11 protein-coding genes are annotated in these 15,819 nt (G+C 76.4%); 6 read left to right on the plus strand and 5 right to left on the minus strand.

What is annotated here, in order from left to right:
* Window positions 1-190: 190 nt before the first annotated feature.
* From BLU95_RS36040 to BLU95_RS36050, 3 genes are all read left to right on the plus strand, one after another.
* Window positions 191-3,613 carry an FtsX-like permease family protein gene (locus tag BLU95_RS36040; protein WP_159425141.1) on the plus strand — a complete coding sequence of 1,141 codons (3,423 nt, stop codon included), beginning with the start codon at window positions 191-193 and terminating at the stop codon, window positions 3,611-3,613.
* Entirely contained in the window at window positions 3,610-6,435 is a 2,826-nt protein-coding gene (locus BLU95_RS42685) for an FtsX-like permease family protein (protein WP_093863686.1), read from the plus strand. Before BLU95_RS36040 ends, BLU95_RS42685 begins: the two co-directional genes overlap by 4 nt.
* A 115-nt stretch (window positions 6,436-6,550) precedes the next feature.
* Window positions 6,551-7,543, plus strand: coding sequence for an ABC transporter ATP-binding protein (locus BLU95_RS36050; RefSeq protein WP_093863687.1), 993 nt, complete (start codon window positions 6,551-6,553; stop codon window positions 7,541-7,543).
* A gap of 126 nt (window positions 7,544-7,669) precedes the next feature.
* On the opposite strand, the gene BLU95_RS36055 is transcribed toward BLU95_RS36050, so the two are convergent.
* Window positions 7,670-8,593: a phytoene/squalene synthase family protein gene (locus tag BLU95_RS36055; protein WP_093863688.1), complete on the minus strand. Its 924-nt coding sequence runs from the start codon at window positions 8,591-8,593 to the stop codon at window positions 7,670-7,672.
* Between the two features lie 180 nt (window positions 8,594-8,773).
* Here BLU95_RS36055 and BLU95_RS36060 point away from each other — a divergent pair, with 180 nt between their 5' ends.
* On the plus strand, window positions 8,774-9,349 hold the full coding sequence (locus BLU95_RS36060) for a helix-turn-helix domain-containing protein (RefSeq protein WP_093863689.1): 576 nt from the start codon (window positions 8,774-8,776) through the stop codon (window positions 9,347-9,349).
* 105 nt (window positions 9,350-9,454) lie between these two features.
* On the opposite strand, the gene BLU95_RS36065 is transcribed toward BLU95_RS36060, so the two are convergent.
* The 4 genes from BLU95_RS36065 to BLU95_RS36080 form a co-directional block, all read right to left on the minus strand.
* Complete coding sequence (locus BLU95_RS36065) at window positions 9,455-10,345, minus strand: dihydrodipicolinate synthase family protein (protein WP_093863690.1); 891 nt, start codon at window positions 10,343-10,345, stop codon at window positions 9,455-9,457.
* Window position 10,346: 1 nt separating this feature from the next.
* On the minus strand, window positions 10,347-11,168 hold the full coding sequence (locus BLU95_RS36070; protein ID WP_093863691.1) for an aldolase: 822 nt from the start codon (window positions 11,166-11,168) through the stop codon (window positions 10,347-10,349).
* Window positions 11,169-11,450: 282 nt separating this feature from the next.
* On the minus strand, window positions 11,451-11,636 hold the full coding sequence (locus BLU95_RS36075; protein WP_093863692.1) for a hypothetical protein: 186 nt from the start codon (window positions 11,634-11,636) through the stop codon (window positions 11,451-11,453).
* 150 nt (window positions 11,637-11,786) lie between these two features.
* Window positions 11,787-13,544, minus strand: coding sequence for an AMP-binding protein (locus BLU95_RS36080; protein WP_159425142.1), 1,758 nt, complete (start codon window positions 13,542-13,544; stop codon window positions 11,787-11,789).
* Between the two features lie 673 nt (window positions 13,545-14,217).
* On the opposite strand from BLU95_RS36080, the gene BLU95_RS36085 reads away from it, so the two are divergent.
* Both BLU95_RS36085 and BLU95_RS36090 read left to right on the plus strand, forming a co-directional pair.
* On the plus strand, window positions 14,218-14,850 hold the full coding sequence (locus BLU95_RS36085) for an AAA family ATPase (protein WP_231978058.1): 633 nt from the start codon (window positions 14,218-14,220) through the stop codon (window positions 14,848-14,850).
* Window positions 14,851-15,051: 201 nt separating this feature from the next.
* Entirely contained in the window at window positions 15,052-15,810 is a 759-nt protein-coding gene (locus BLU95_RS36090) for a thioesterase II family protein (RefSeq protein WP_093863695.1), read from the plus strand.
* The last annotated feature ends 9 nt before the right edge of the window (window positions 15,811-15,819 follow it).

A 15,819-nucleotide genomic window follows, 5' to 3' on the forward strand; every position in this document is an offset into this window, starting at 1 on the left:
TCATTACTTACATCCTTCGCGCAAGTCCCTTCCCTTCCTTGACCGGATCTGAAAGCATCGTCCGCTATCCGGTGATCAAGCGCCGGTGATCACCATGACGAAAGCGCCCCGGGGGCCCGTCCGCGCAGGCGAGACACCTGCCCGGACCGGATGCGGCGCGGACACCATTGACGACCGGGGGAGGATCGGGATGCTCGGCTTTGTCATGCGCCGTCTGCGCGGGCGACTGCCCCTGGCCACAGCCGCCCTGCTCACCGTACTGATCACGACGGCGGTGCTCACGGCGCTGGTCGCCTTCCAGCGCACCGTCGGCGAGATCGGACAGCGACAGGCGTTGCAGGGCACGGGCCACCCGCGGACCACGGTGGTGGTCAACTCCGAGCACGGGCTGGACCGGAAGGGCAAGGACGACGCGGCGGTCGCCGACTACGCCCGGACGCTCTTCGGCGACCTGCCGGCCGAGACCCGCGGCCTGTCCCGCAGCCGCTCCTACGGCCTGCCGGCCGGACCGGCGGGCGGCGCGCAGGCTGCCCCGACGGGCAACCCGACGGGCAACCCGACGGGCAACCCGGCCGGCAACCCGACGGGCACTTCCGCCGCCCCCTCCGCCGCCCCGACGACCGCCGCCCCGACGGCTGCCGCCCCGACGGCCGCCGGCGCACAGCCGGGCGGCGCCAGTGCCGACGACCTCACCCTGCTCGCGGCCGTCGACCGCCAGTACGTCCAACTCCTCGCCGGTAGCTGGCCCGCGGCCGCGGCCCCCGGTGCGCCGGGCCCGGTCCAGGCGGCCGTCCCGAGGTCCGTGCTCACCCGCCTCGGCCTCACCCCCGAGGCCCTGCCCGCCGAGGTCCGGCTCACCGACCGCTACGGCGGCCCCCCGCTGGTGGTCCGGGTCACCGGCGCCTACCGGGCCAACGACCCCGCCGACCTCTACTGGCGGCTCGACCCGGTGCAGGGCCGCGAGATCCTCTCCGGCGGCTTCACCACCTACGGCCCGCTGCTCGTCGACGAGACCGCCTTCGCCGCCGGCGGCATCCCCCAGAACGGCCGCAGCTGGCTGATCGACGCCGACTTCACCGGCGTCGGCACCGCCGCCGTGGACGCCGTCCGCGACCGGGTCGCCCCGGCCGGCGACACGCTCAACCGGAACGCCGGACTCATCGCCCGTACCGAACTCCCCGACCTGCTGCGGGAGCTGGACTCCGGAGCGATGGTCGCCCGGTCCACCCTGCTGATCGGCGCGCTCCAACTCGTCGTACTGGCCTCGGCCGCCCTGCTGCTCGTCGTCCACCTCATCGCCAGCCGCCAGCAGGCCGAGAACGCCCTGCTCGCCGCCCGCGGCGCCTCCGGGACCCGGCTCGGCGGCTACACCGCCGTCGAGGCACTGCTGCTCGCGCTGCCCGCCGCCCTGCTGGCACCCCTGCTCACCCCGCCGCTGCTGCGCGTCCTCGGCGGCTTCGGCCCGCTGCGCCACGTCCCGCTGGACACCTCGCTGCACTGGACGCTGTGGCCGGTCTCGATCGCCTGCGCCCTCGGCTGCGTCCTGCTCGCCGCCGTCCCCGCCCTGCTGCGCGGCGCCGGCGGCGCCGTACTGCGCCGGGCCGGCCGCCGCCAGGCCATGGCCGCCGGCGCGGCCCGCTCCGGCGCCGACCTCGCCCTGCTCGGCCTCGCCGTCCTCGCCTACCAGCAACTCTCCCAGTACAACGGCGGGCTGTCCCCGGACTCCGACGGCCGCCTCGGTCTGGACCCGGTCCTGGTCGCCACCCCCACGCTCGCCCTGGGTGCCGGCACCCTGCTCGTGCTGCGACTGCTGCCGATCGTCGCCCGGCTCGGCGCCCGGCTGGCCGCCCGCGGCCGCGGCCTCGGCCCCGCCCTGGTCGGCTGGCAGCTCGCCCGCCGGCCCGGCCAGGCCAGCGGGCCCGTCCTGCTGCTGGTGCTCGGCGTCTCCACCGGCGTCCTGGCACTCGGCCAGCACGACACCTGGAACGCCTCCCAGCAGGACCAGGCTTCCTTCGCCACCGCCGGCGGCCTGCGGATCCACGGCGCCCACACCGCCGCGATCGGCCAGGGCAGCCGCTTCACCGCCCTGCCCGGCGGTGACCGGATCCTCCCGGTCGCCCGGCAGGAGCAGTCGCTGCCCGACGGCACCCACGGCCAGGTCCTCGCCCTGGACGCCGCCGCCTTCGCCGCCCGCGTCCCGATCCGCTCCGACCTCCTCGACGGGCAGGACCCGAACAGCCTGTTCGCCCCGCTCGTCGACACCCCGGCCGGCGGCGCGCCGACCGGGATCACGCTGCCCGGACGCCCGCAGCGGATCGACGTCGACGTCACCTTCACCCCCGCCCCGCGCCCCGCGCCGGGCCCCGACGACCTGTTCGACACGGCACCGCCCCCCAAGGCCCCGGAGGTCTGGCTGCTGCTCCGCGACGGCCACAACCTCTCCTTCGTCGCCCCGGTCACCGGCATCCCCGGCACCGGCGACGGCCGCGCCACCGTCGACCTCGCCCGACTCACCGACGGCGGCCTCAGCTCGGTGTCCGCGCCGCTCTCCGTGATCGGACTGACCCTCGCCCTCGGCCCCAAGGACGCCGGCGAACTGACGGTCCGCCGGCTCGCCGCCGCCGACCGCCCCGCCGACCCCGGAGTCCCGGCCGCCGTCCCCGCCGGCCTCGACTGGAGCACCGGCGACTCCGCCGCGCGCCCCGTCGGTGTGGACGTCGTGCCCGGCGGCTCCGACGACCGGCGGCTGCTCGGCGTGCGCTTCGGCGTCGGCGCCGACGCCCTCAACAACCGGCGCGCCGTCATCACCCCGGCCGCGGCCGTCCCCCCGGCCGCCATCGCCGGCGTCGCCACCCGCGGCTACCTCACCGCCACCGGCTCCGCCGTCGGTGCGACCGTCCGGGTGCCGTTCGGTCTCACCACGGTGCCGGTACGGATCACCGGAGAAGTCGCCTCGCTGCCCGTCGTCGGGGACAACGCGGTGCTCGTCGACCTCGGCACGGTCGGCCGGGCCCTCGCCGCCGACGGCCGGGAGACACCCGCCCCCGCCGAATGGTGGCTGCCCGCCACCGGCCCGGACGACCGCACCCCCGCCCAGGCCGCCGCCGCACTGCGCGCCGCCCCCGGCGCGCCCGGGCTCCAGCTCCGCGACGAGGTCGCCGCCGACCTCCTCGGCGACCCGCTCAGCGCGGCCCCGCAGAACGCCCTCGCCGCCATCGCCGTCGTCACCACCGTGCTGGCCGCGATCGGCTTCGGTGCCGCCGGGGCCGCCGCCGCAGGCCAGCGTTCCCGCGACTCCGCGCTGCTGCTCGCCCTCGGCGCCCCCAGGCGCCGCCTGGTCCGCACGGCCGCCGCCGAACAGGCCGTCCTGGTGGGTCTCGGCAGCGTGGTCGGGCTCGCCCTCGGGGCCCTGATCGTCCATCTGATCGTGCCCCTCGTCGTCCTCACCCCGGCGGCCCGCCGCCCCGTCCCGGAGGCCCTGGTGGCCCTGCCGCTCGGCACCGCCGCGCTGCTGGCCGTCGCGATCTCCGCCGTCCCCCTGCTGTCGGCCCTGCTCGGCGGCCGCCGTCGCCGGGACGTCGCCCAGCGCCTGCGGCACCTGGAGGAGATGTGACCGGCCCGGCCGCCACCACCGCCCCCCGCCCCACCGGCACCGGCCACGGCACCGGCACCGGGGCCGGCCACCGCCCGGCCCCGTGGGTCCGCACCCGGCTGCGCGCCACCCCGCTCGCCGCCCTGCTCACCGCCGTGCTCGCGCTCGGCACGGTCTTCCTGGCCACCGCCTTCCCGCGGGTCCTCGACCGCGCCGCCGACCAGGGCCTGCGCGACTACCTCCACGACCGGGGCACCGTCGCGACCAGCATCTACGCCTCCGCCACACGCTCCGGGGGAGCCAAGGGCCTCGACGACGCGGCCGGCCTGCTGGCCTCCCACGTCGGCCCCACCCTCGCCGTCGCCCCGGGCGGACTCGTCTACGGCGCTCGCAGCGGCAAGACGCGAACCCTGACGGACCCCTGGCTCGCCCGCCCCGAACACGCCGACCCCGAGATGGGCCTGCTCTACGTCCAGGGCCTGCGCGAGCACACCACACTCGCCGAGGGCCGCTGGCCGGAGGCTCCGAAGAGCGGCGGACCCGTCCCGATCGCGCTCGTCCGCGAGGTCGCCACCACCCTCAACATCCGTCTCGGCGACGTCCTCAACACCCCCGACGTCCTCCAGGAGGACCGGGCGCCCAAGGCCGAGGTGGTCGGCATCCTGGACGCCGTCGACCGCGACGACCCGTACTGGACCGAGCTCTCCTGCCCCGTGCAGGCCTGCCTCGACTTCACCAAGGGCAAGCACCCCGAAGCCTTCTGGCGCTTCACCGCGCTCGTCGACGGCAGCGCGCTCGACGCGATCCAGGCCTGGCAGACCGGTGCCCAGGACTTCTGGCGGATCCCGGTCGACGTCGACCGGCTGCGCGCCGACCGGCTCGCGACCACCGACCGGGAGCTCGCCTCCTACCTCACCGGGCACACCGCCAACGAACTGGCGAAGGTCACCGACCGCGTCGGCCTGCAGATCACCTCCCCGCTGCCCGGCGTCCTGGAGAAGGCCACCGCCCGGCAGCAGGCCACCGCGCCGCTCGCCGCCATCGGCCCGGCCGGTCTGGCCGGCGTCGGTCTGGTCGTGCTCGGCCTGGCCGCCGCCCTCGCCGGCGACCGTCGCGCCGCCGAACTGCGCCTGCTCCAGGCCCGCGGCGGCTCCCGGACCGGCGTCGTCGGCCGACTGCTCGGTGAGGGCGTCGTCACCGTGCTGCTGCCCGCCGTCCTCGCCGGGGTGCTCGCCCTGTGGCTGCTGCCCACCCCGCGCTGGGGCGGCGCCGTCCTGGCCGGCACCGCCGTCGCGCTCTTCTCCCTGCTCGCCCTGCCGCTGCGCGCCGCCCGGCTCTGGTCCCGGCCCCGGGCCGGCAACGGCCGGCGCCGCCTGGCCGGCGAACTCGCCGTCCTGGCCCTGACGGTCACCGCCGTCGTCGAGGTCCGCCGGCGCGGCGTCGCCCCGGCCGGGGCGGACATCGACCCGCTGCTGGTCGCCGCGCCCCTGCTGCTCGCCCTCACCGGCGGACTGCTGCTCGCCCGCCTCCAGCCGCTGCTGCTCGGCGTCTTCGCCCGGATCGCCACCCGGAGCCCCGGCGCCATCGGCTTCCTCGGCCTCGCCCGCGCCGCCCGGGGCGGCACCGAGGGGGCCCGCCCCTCCGTCCTGCCCCTGATCGCCCTGCTGCTCGCCGTCACCACCGCGGGCTTCGGCTCCACCGTGCTCGGGGCCGTCGACACCGAACGCGTCCACGCCGCCCGGCTGACCGTCGGCGGCGACGCCTCCGTGGTCGTCCCGATCGGCGTCCCGGTCTCGGAGGACTTCGCCGCGGCGGCCGCGGCGCTGCCGGGCGTCCGCACCTCCACCCGGGTCTGGGCCGACACCGAGGTGTTCGTGATCGACGGCAACGGCTCCACCCGGATCTTCGCCGTGGTCGCCGACCCGGTCGCCTACGCGGAGATCTCCCGCTCGCTCGGGCGGGGCGCCTTCGACCCGGCCGCGCTCGCGGGCGGCACCGGCGGAGCGGACGCCCCGGTGCCCGCCCTGGTCTCCAGCGCGCTCGCCCGCAGGCTCGGAGCGGGCGACACCCGCCGGATCCGGCTGCCCAACGGCGGGGAACTGCTCGCCCGCACCGCCGGCGTCGTCGACGGCACCCCCGCGCTCCAGGGCGACGACCGGATGTTCGTCGTCCTGCCGGCCGGTCCGGCCGTCACCGTCGCCCCCGAACTCGGCCGCGCCAACCTCTGGCTGGCCACCGGTGACATCGACCAGGACCGGCTGCGGGGCCTGGTGCGCGAGAAGATCGCCACCGACGCCCAGCGGGCCACCGCATTCCCCGTCGCGACCGACCGGGGGAGCGACGGCCTGCCCCTCGGCTACAGCGTGCGCACCAGCGCGGCCCTGAGCGCCGAGCTCGCCGCCGACCCGCTCCAGGCCGCCGCGGCCCGGCTGTTCTGGACCGCCGTGCTCGGGGCCGGCGCGCTCGCCCTGCTGGCCGTCCTGCTCACCCTGGTCCGGGCCGCGCCCGAGCGCACCGCGCTGCTGGCCCGGCTGCGCACCATGGGTCTGCGGCCCCGGCAGGGCCTGACCCTGATCCTGATCGAGACACTGCCGCAGACCCTGGTCGCGGCCGTCGGCGGCGGCCTGGTCGCGGTCGCCGCGGTCGCCCTGCTCGGGCCCGCCTTCGACCTGTCGATCCTGGTCGGCGCCGACATCGCCCCCGGGCTGCGGATCGCCGTCCCGCCGGTGCTGGTGCCGACGGTCGGCCTCGCCGCCCTCGTCTCCGCGGGCGTCGTCGCCGAGGCGCTGATCGCCGGCCGCCGGCAGATCGCCACCGAACTCCGGGCGGGGGACCAGCGATGACCCTCCCGCCGCGGACCGGGGACACCCCCGGAAGGCGGGCCGCAGCCACGCCGGCCGCACCCGCGCCGACCACGCCCACGACCACGAGGCCCCGCGCCGACGAGAGGAGCACGCGGTGAACGGCAGCGCCCAGGACCAGAAGACCGCCCCGGCCCCCACCTTCCAGGAACTCCAGGAGCGCGCCCGCGCCGCCGCGGCCGGCCCCGCGGCGCACAGCGCGGACGCGGCCATCGTCTGCGACCGGCTGGTCCGCATCTTCAGCGCCCAGGGCGTCGAGGTGCAGGCCCTCCAGGGGCTCGAGCTGACGATCCGTCAGGGTGACCTGGTGGCCCTGGTCGGCGCCTCCGGCAGCGGCAAGTCCACCCTGCTGACCATCCTGGCCGGGCTCGACGTGCCGACCGCCGGCACCGCCACCGTGGCCGGCAGCGACCTGCTGGAGATGTCCCCCCGCGAACGGCTGCGCTACCGCCGCGAGGTGGTCGGCTTCATCTGGCAGCAGACCGCCCGCAATCTGCTGCCCTTCCTCACCGCCGCCGAGAACATCGCCCTGCCGATGCAGCTGCGCGGCGGCCGGTCCTCGCGCGCCGCGTCCCGGCAGCAGGCGGCCCGGGTGGCCGAACTCATGGAGGCGCTGGACATCGGCGAGCTCGCCCGCCGGCGCCCGACCGAGATGTCCGGCGGCCAGCAGCAGCGCGTCGCCATCGCGGTCGCCATGGCCAACAACCCGCCGGTGCTGCTCGCCGACGAGCCCACCGGTGAGCTGGACTCGGAGACCGGGGCGAGCATCTTCGAGGCCTTCCGCACCGTCAACCGCGAACTCGGCGCCACGGTGGTGATCGTCACACACGACCCGATGGTGGCCGGGGAGGTCCGCCGCACCGTCGCCATCCGTGACGGCCGCACCAGCAGCGAGGTGCTCCGCCGCACCCTCACCGACGAGCACGGCGAGGAGTCGGTCAACGAGACCGAGTACGTGATGCTGGACCGCACCGGCCGGGTGCAGCTCCCGGCGAAGTTCCTGGAGGCGCTGGGAATGGAGCACCGGGTCGCCGTCGAGCTGGCGCCCGACCACATCGCCGTCCGTCCGGACGACCTCGAGGGCCACTGAGGGTCCCGCCGCCGACGGGCCTGGCACCGACGGGCCTGCTGCCGACGGGCCTGACGCTGACGGGCCCGGTTCCGACGGGTCGGTGCCGATGGGGCGCGGCGGCCCGTTCCGCCGTCGGCCGGCCCGTCAGCCGCGGTCCTGACGGGCGGCCCGGCGGAACCGGAGGTACTCCCGGCCGAGCAGGCGCAGCGCGGCGGGCTTGGCGGGGCTCGCGGACCGCCGCAGCAGCGCGCCGAGATCGGCGCGCGCCGCCGCCCCGGTGAGCTCCTCGACCCCGACGATGCAGCGGACCATCGGCCGGTGGACGGCCGGGACCAGCCCGATCACGGTCCGGGCCTCGGCCAGGGTGCGGTCGGCCTCGTCCAGCAGGCCGCCGAGCAGCTCCCGGACCGCCGGCAGGTCCCGGGCCTGTTCCAGATCGGCCCGGGTGACCCCGTGCCGCTCCAGCCGGTCCCGGGGGACGGTCAGCCGGCCCTCCGCGAGGTCCTCGGCGAGGTCGTTGACGAAGTCGAGCCGCTGGCTGCCGTCGATGAAGGTCCGGCACGCGGCCCGGTACTCCGACTGGTCGCCGGCCGGGCCGAGCAGCGCGGCGACGACCATGAAGCCGGGCAGCGAGTACCCGTCCACGTAGCGCTGGTAGTCCTCCTCGGTGTCGAAGCCGGTGAAGTCGAGATCCGCCTCCGCGGCGGCGAGGTGGTCCAGCACCCGGTCGCGCAGCTCGGGGTGGGCGGCCGCGCTGTGCAGCAGCGGCCGCAGTTCGGGGTCGTCCGTCCGGCCGTCGTCGAGGCCGCGGGTCACCTCGCGCTGCCAGCGGTCGGCGGCCGCGCGCCGTTCCGCGAGCGGGCCGCTGTCGAGCAGGGTGTCGGTCCGGTGCATGAACGCGGCCGCCGCGATCACGTGCGGGACGGTCCGCTCCGGCAGCAGCAGCCCGGCCGCCACCGCGACCTCGCGCCGGTACCGGGTCACCTGCTGCCGCTGCCGACCGTAGTCGGCCCGCAGACCGGCATCCCGCACCCCGGCCGCGTCCAGCGCCCGTTCCCACCTGCCCACTCGGCTCACCCGTCCCTCTGCTCGGAGGGATCGAGCCTATGGCGTGTGCGTCGGGCCCCGTGGCCCGGTCCCCGGGAGCAGGCGGACGGGAGCGGGGCGGTGGGCGCGGGTGGGGAGGCCGGACCCGGGTGGGATACTGGACCGGTCCATTCCGCGGCGGCAGGTGGTGAGGGGCGGCACATGAGCAGCCGGGTGCGGGTGCTGAGGAAGCAGAACCGGCTCAGCCTGGAGGCGCTGGCGGAGCGGGTCGGGGTGACCAAGAGCTATCTGTCCAAGGTGGAACGCGGCCTGAGCGACCCGTCGATCTCCACCGCGCTCAAGCTCGCGCACGCGCTGAACGTCGATGTCGGCCGGCTGTTCTCGGACGAGGTGGAGCCCGAACTGATCACTGTGGTCCGGGCCGACGAGCGGACCCCGATGGGTGCCGGAACGGGCCCGGGCGACACGCGCTACGAGGGCATCGCGACCGGTCTGACCGACAAGCGGATGGTGCCGTTCATGATGCACCCGCCGACGGATCCCGCCGACCCGCCGTTCAAGTCCCACGCCGGGGAGGAGTACCTCTTCGTCCACGAGGGCACCGCCGAGCTGGAGTTCCCGGAGCGCACCGTGGCCCTGGGGCCGGGCGACAGCGTGTACTTCAACTCCGCCCTGCCGCACCGCTGCCGCTCCACCGGCGGGCGGCCCGCCGCGATCCTCGTGGTCATCCACGACGAGCCGTCCGGTCCGGCCGACCACGTCCCGACCCTGCCCTGACTCGGACCTGCCCTGGCGCGACCCCTGCCCGCCGCGCGCCCTCCCTCGCACGCGCCGGCCCCGGTACCGCCGGGGCGGTACCGGGGCCGGCGCGGTCCTGGCGGCTCAGCCCGCGGCGGCGAGCAGTTCCGCGAGGCGTGCGGTCCCGGTCGGGTCCAGCGGAAGCAGCGGTCGGCGCGGCTCGCCGACGTCCAGACCGAGCAGGGCCAGACCGGCCTTCACGGTGGTGGGCAGGCCGCCGCCCAGGATGAACTCCAGCACCGGGAGCTGGCGCTGGAAGACCTCCAGGGCGAGGTCCCACTCACCCGCCCGTACGGCGCGGTGGAGTTCCAGGACCGGTCCGGGGATCAGGCAGGGCGCGGCGGTGCACCAGCCCGCCGCGCCGGCCGAGAAGGCCGCCAGGGCGAGCGGGTTGCTGCCGTTGTAGAACGGCAGCGCGCCGTCGGTGAGTTGTGCGAGCCGGTGCATCCGCCGCACGTCGCCGCTGCTCTCCTTCACCATGGTGATGTTCTCCACCCGCTCGACCAGCGAGACCATCAGCTCGGGGGAGAGGTCGACCCCGCTGGTGGCCGGGTTGTTGTAGAGCATCACCGGGACGCCGACCGCGTCCGCCACGGCCGTGAAGTGGCCGGCCACCTCGCGCTCGTCGAGTTTCCAGTACGCCTGCGGCAGTACCATGACGGCGTCCGCGCCCGCCTGTTCGGCGAACCGGGCCCGCCGGACCGCGCCCCGGGTGGTGAGGTCCGCGACACCGACCACGGCGGGCACCCGGCCGGCGACCGCGCCGAGCGAGGCCTCGGCGGCGGTGTACCACTCCTGGTCGTCCAGGTAGGCGCTCTCGCCGGTGGATCCGAGCGGGGCGATCGCGTGGCAGCCGGTGTCGATCAGCCGGTCCACCAGCGCGGTGAGGGCGTCGACGTCCACGCCGCCGCCCTCGCCCGGGGTGAACGGGGTGACCGGGTAGGCGATGATCCCCTCCAGTTGGAGCCCGTTCATCTCAGGCACCACCCTCGGAGGTCGTGCCGGCGGTGCCGGTGCCGAGCGCGTCGCCGTGCCCGGCCCGCAGGGCGCGCCGGGCGTAGTAGGCGAAGTTGGCCTGGCTGCGCTTGGCGGTGGAGGTCCAGTCGTGGGCCTCCCGGGCGAGCGGCGCGGGTATCTCCCGGATCCGGCCGGCCGCGGAGGCCAGCAACTGGAGCCGGGCGGCCCGCTCGAAGAGCACGGCGAGGGTGCAGGACTCCTCCACGCCGGCCGTGGCGACCAGCATGCCGTGGTGGGCGAGCAGCAGGGCCCGCTTGTCGCCGAGCGCGGCGGTGATGATCTCCCCCTCCTCGTTGCCGACCGGGATGCCGGGCCAGGACTCCAGGAAGGCGCAGTCCTCGTAGAGCGGGGTGAGGTCCATGTGCGAGACGACCAGGGGCGTCTCCAGCATCGACAGGGCGGAGATGTGCGGCGGGTGGGTGTGGATGATGCAGGTGACGTCGGGGCGGGCCCGGTAGACCCAACTGTGGAAGCGGTTGGCGGGGTTGGCCATGCCGTCGCCCTCCAGGACCTCGAGGTCCTCGTCGACCAGGAGGAGGTTCTCCTCGGTGATCTCGTCGAAGCCGAGGCCGAGCCGCTGGGTGTAGTAGGTGCCCGGCCGTTCGGCGCGGGCGGTGATCTGGCCGGCCAGGCCGGAGTCGTGGCCGGCCTCGAAGAGGATGCGGCAGGTGAGGGCCAGCTTCTGACGGGTGGTCCAGTCGTTGTCGGGGATCGCGGTGCGCATCCTGCGCTGCGCGAGGTCGACCAGGTCCGCCTTGGCGGTGGTCAGGGTCTCGGCCATGGCCGGGGTGCTCCTTCGCTCGGGGGCGTGGCCGCGGCGGCGCGCGGCGGTCCGGTGCCGTGTGCCGGGCGCACCGGCAGGACACTGTGTTCACCATAGGACACATCGTGTCCTGGCGTCGACGGTGATGCCGGTGTCGATGCCGGTGTCGGTGTCGACGGCGATGCCGAGAGCGGTGCGGAGAGCGCGGCCGAGAGCGGTGTGCCGGGCGTGAGGCCGACGGCGGTGCCGGGCGTGAGGCCGATGGCCCCTGCGGTCGGAGCGGCGGCGGTCGCCGGGCCGTCAGCTCCCGTCGGTCATGCGGCGGATCAGCCCCGAGCGTTCGGCGTCCGAGCGCAGATCGCCGTCGGGGTCCCCCCGGTCGATCCGGTCGCCCCGGCCGGCGGCCGTGCAGAGGGCGAAGACGAGCAGGGCGCTCGCCGCCGCGGCGAGGATGCCGACGGCGGTGAGGACGCGGAGCCAGGTCACGGGAGGTGCCTCCAGGGGGACGGCGCGAGGGAGTGCCGCCGGGGATATCGGCAGACCGGCCGACGAGGTCGAGTGTCCACGGGCGGTTCCGCCTGCCGACCGCCCGCGCACGGTGGTGCACGCGGGCGGTCGAAGCACGAACGGCGTGCGCTACGCCGGGCCGTGCGCCCCTGGCGCCGTCGGCACCGGTGCCGCGGGTGGCGGCGGTGTTGTGGGCGGCATCGGTGACGTGGCTGCTGCGGCTGCTGTGGCTGCTGCGGGTGTTGCGAGTGCGGCAGGTGCCGCAGGGTCGGCCGGGTCCGGTACCAGGGCCCGGAGCGCCCCCAGGTCCGGCTTGCCGGTCCCGGACAGCGGGATGTCCGGCAGCACCAGGACCGTCGCGGGCTCGCACGCCGGCCCGCCCCGCTCCCGCACCCAGCGGCGCAGTTCGGCCGTCGTCACGGCGCTGCCGGGATCGACCGTCACGGCGGCGTGCGCGTGCTGGAGCCGGTCCCGGTCGGTGGTGGTGAACATGACCGCCTCGCGCACCGCCGGGTGCGTCAGCAGCGGCCCCTCGACCTCCCGGGGGAAGACGTTGTGGGCGTCGACGATCGCCACCGGATCGCGCCGCCCGGACACCGTGAGATACCCCGCGCCGTCCAGCGAGCCCAGATCACCGGTGTCCAGCCAGCCGTCCCGGAGCACCCTCGCGGTCGAACCGGGATCGCGCCAGTAGCCCTGCATCACGGTCGGCGTGCTCACCCAGATCCGCCCGACGCCGCCGGTCGGCAGCGGGCGGCCGTGCTCGTCCAGGATCCGCACGCCGGTGTCCGGGAGCGGCCGCCCGGCCGTGGTCAGCAGCCGGGGGTCGAGGTGCTCGTCCGGGGTGAGCCGGGTCACCGGGCCGCACTCGGTGAGGCTGTAGGTCTGGTGCAGCACCCGGCCCAGCCGGCGGGTGGCCTCGGCCAGCCGCTCCGGCGCCGCCGGGCAGCCGGTGTAGGTGATGCGGCGCAGGCTGCCGGTGTCGGTCCGGGGGAGCGCGGGGTGGTCGAGCACCCGGTACAGCAGGTGCGGCGGAAGGTAGACCCGGGTCACCCGGTACCGTTCGATCGCCGCCAGGACCTCCTCCGCCGCGAAGCCGTCCTGCAGTACCACGGTGCCGCCCGCCGCGAGGGCCAGGTCGGCCGTCGTCCCGCCGCCGTGGCAGAGCGCCGTGCAGAGCAGGAAGACCGATCCGGCGACCAGCTCCGGGCGCGGCGGCCGGGCGAATCGGCGCAGCACCCCCTTCGGTCGCCCGGTCGAGCCGCCGGTGAAGCGGATCGCCATGACGTCCTGCGGCCGGAACCGGGGCGCCACCGGCTCGGGCGACAGCGGTTCGGCCAGCGCCGTCAGATCCGTGCCGAGCCGGCCGGGATCGAGCGGGCCGGGACCGAGCCGGCCGGGGCTGAGTGGGCCGGGGCTGAGTGGGCCGGGACCGAGCCGGCCCGGACCGAGGGCCAGCAGCCGGGCCGACGGCAGCGCGGCCGCGACACCGGCCGCCGCCACGTCGCACCCCGCCGGGTCGAACACGAACGCGTCCGTCCCCGCCGACCCGGCCAGCGCGATCAGCTCCGCGAGCGGCCGGTCGGTGGGGAGCAGCGCCACCCGGCAGCCGATCAGATTCGCGGCGAGCCGCACCAGCAGTGCCTCCGGCCGGTTCCCGGTCAGCAGGGTGACGCCGTCACCGCGCCCCAGCCCGGTGGAGCGCAGCGCCCGGGCGAGCCGGTACACGTCCGCGAGGCAATCGGCGGCCGTCCACGACCGCTCCCCGTACCGCAGCGCGACCCGCCCCGGATCCCGGGCCAGCCCGGCCAGCACCAGCCCGGTGTGCGTCGCGTCCGCCGCCCCGGCATTCGCCCCGCCCGTCCCGGCCCGCAGCGTCTCTGTCACGTACAGCCCTTCACCCGTCCCGGAGGGGGTCCGGGAATCTGACGGTGCATCATGAACGGCGACCACCATAGGACCCGGGGCCGTGCCGACCGCCACCGGGCGGGGCCGTTCGGGGGCGCCGGGGTCGGACGGCTCGCCCCGGGCGGAGGCCCGCCGCCGGGCCGGGCGAGGCGGTCGGGGGTTCGGCGACGAAGTTGCTGCAGATCGTCGGGCGTCCGCGACGGCGGAGCGGGCGCGCGGCTCGGCCGGGGTGAACTCCTGGTACCGGTCGTCCGGCCCGGGGTCGGGCGAGCTCGCTCAGTGCCCGGAAGGCAGGGGAGGAGCAGATCGAGGCGGGCGTGCAGCTCGGCGACTGCGGCGGTGTCCTCGGCCCGGCAGTCGGGGCCGAGTGCCACGACGGTGATGGCGGACGCCCGGTCGTCCGTCTCCGGGCCGCACCGGGCCGTCCGTCGCCGGGCCGTGCCGGACCGTGCCGGACCGGCAACGGGGGCGGGGCCGGGAACCGCGGCGGGAGCCGGCGGCGTGGATTGTTATCGTTCCAGGTCGGGCACGGACGGGACGGGTGAGCGGTATGGACGGGTCGGCCATCGTGGGCGGAGCGAGGGCGGTCGTGCCGGGCGCGGGCGGAGCGGGGGCTGTCGCGCCGGGCGCGGGCCGGACGGCGGAGGCGGGGATGGAACCGCGGGGACCGGTGGACCTGCGCGGCGTGACCGGCGAGCCGTTCGTCGTGCACTACCCGGCCGACGCGGTCGTGGTGGTGTCAGGGCTGCCCGGCAGCGGCAAGAGCACCCTGCTGCGGCGCTGGTCCGCCCGCGCGCCGCAGGCCGCGACCGTCGACCCGCGCGCCGTGCACGAGGCCTGCGCCGCCGTCATGCCGGACCGCCTGCCGTACGCGGTCTACCGTCCGTGGGCCCGGCTGGAGCACTTCCGGCTGCTGCGCCGCTCGCTGCGCCGGGGCGGGCCACTGCTGGTGCACGACTGCGGCAGCCGGGCGTGGATGCGCCGCTGGCTGGCCCGCGAGGCCGCCCGGCAGGGACGGGAGCTGCACCTCGTCCTGCTCGACGTCGGGGCGGCGACCGCCCTGGCCGGTCAGCGGGCCCGCGGCCGCTGGGCCTCGAACCGGGTCTTCGCCCGCCACCGCCGGGGCCTGGACCGGCTGCTCGCGGCGCTCACCGCGCACACCCGGGGCGCCGCGGGGACGCCGGTGCCGGAGGCGGCGTCGGTACTGCTGCTGGACGGCCGGTCCCGCTCGCGGGCGGCCGAGGCGCGCTTCGGCCGCGGCGAGGCGGTGGCGGCCGGGGGGTGACCGAAGGCTCGCGGGGGTCGGCCGAAGTGCGGGAGTGTCGAAGCGCTGCGGCGACGGCCTTCCGGACCGGCCGGGGAGCGCCGATGGGCCGTGGCCGGACGATCCTCCTCCGGCGGGCGGTTGACGTGGGTGCGGGTCGGCCGGGGAGACTGTGCGGGAAGACCGTCCTGCCGATCAGTCAGTCGCGAGGGAGCGCACCCTATGCCCGGCCCCACCGCCGTCACCGACAGCCTCTGGTTCCGCCGTTTCCACCCGTTCGACACGGCGCCCGCCCGGGTCGTGATGTTCCCGCACGCCGGTGGCTCGGCGGGCTTCTTCCGGGACTGGTCGGCCGAGCTGTCGCCGTACGCGGACGTGCTCGCCGCCCAGTACCCCGGCCGGCTGGACCGGATCGACGAGCGGGCGCTCGACTCGCTGCCCGAGCTGGCCGACCGCGTCTACGCCGCGCTCCGGCCGTGGGCGGACCGACCGCTGGTCCTCTTCGGGCACAGCATGGGGGCGGCGATCGCCTTCGAGGTGACCCGCCGGTTCGAGCGCGACCAGGTGGCCGGTCCGGTGCGGCTGTGCGTCTCGGGCAGCCGGGCGCCGTCCGAGCCGCGCGACTCCGCGGTGCACCTGCTGCCCGACGAGGGGCTGCTCGCCGAGCTGGCCAGGCTCGGCGGCACCGACGAGCGCCTGCTGGCCGACCCCGAGTTGAGGGAGATGATCCTGCCCTCGCTGCGCGGCGACTACACGGCCATCGAGACCTATGTGGCCGCGCCGGAGGACACGGTCCGGGTGCCGGTGACCTCCCTGACCGGGGACAACGACCCCCGGGTGACCCTCGACCAGGCGGGCGACTGGGCCGCTCACACCACGGGTGATTTCGACCTGAAGGTCTTTCCCGGCGGCCACTTCTACCTGACCCACGAGCGGACCGGCGTGCTGGACGTGGTGAAGGCCCACCTGCGCGCCCTCTGAGGTGGCCGT

This window comes from Streptomyces sp. TLI_053, from assembly GCF_900105395.1.
Taxonomy (GTDB): Bacteria; Actinomycetota; Actinomycetes; order Streptomycetales; family Streptomycetaceae; genus Kitasatospora.